This window comes from Streptococcus sp. HMSC074B11 (assembly GCF_001808705.1).
In the GTDB taxonomy this organism is placed as follows: domain Bacteria; phylum Bacillota; class Bacilli; order Lactobacillales; family Streptococcaceae; genus Streptococcus.
Genome location: NZ_KV794261.1, coordinates 1 through 396, shown reverse-complemented (window position 1 = coordinate 396; position 396 = coordinate 1). Strand labels below are relative to the sequence as shown.

The 396-nt window shown below is 34.6% G+C and carries 1 pseudogene; it reads right to left on the bottom strand.

Annotated features, from left to right (window positions below):
- Window positions 1-281: pseudogene (locus HMPREF2619_RS04110) on the bottom strand (ISLre2 family transposase); the annotation flags it as partial.
- Window positions 282-396 lie beyond the last annotated feature (115 nt).

The window sequence follows — 396 nt, the reverse complement described above, 5'->3', positions numbered from 1 at the left end:
TGATACATAAATTCCCAGGAGAAGCGGACGTTCTTCTGAAGCCCTAACTTTTCATCTACTGGAACAACCCAATGATCTCCCTTTTTCCAACGTCTTCTTCTGAAAGTAAACTCACCAAATGTAAAAGCGACGGTTCGCTCCATTGAATGAATACAGGTATAGCCCTTTGCTTTCATGACTGGAATCATCTCCTCATCATACTTAGAAACAAAGTTATAAAATTCTTTTGCATTTTGAAACAGCAATTGATTTTTTAGTTCTCTCTCATCAAAGAAAGCCATTCAGAATCCTCCCTTATTAAAATTACGCTTATTTTAATAAATTTTGACCTGAATGTTCAAATAATCCTTTGTTCTGACAAAAAAAGAGCCTATCTTTTCAGATAAACTCTTACTT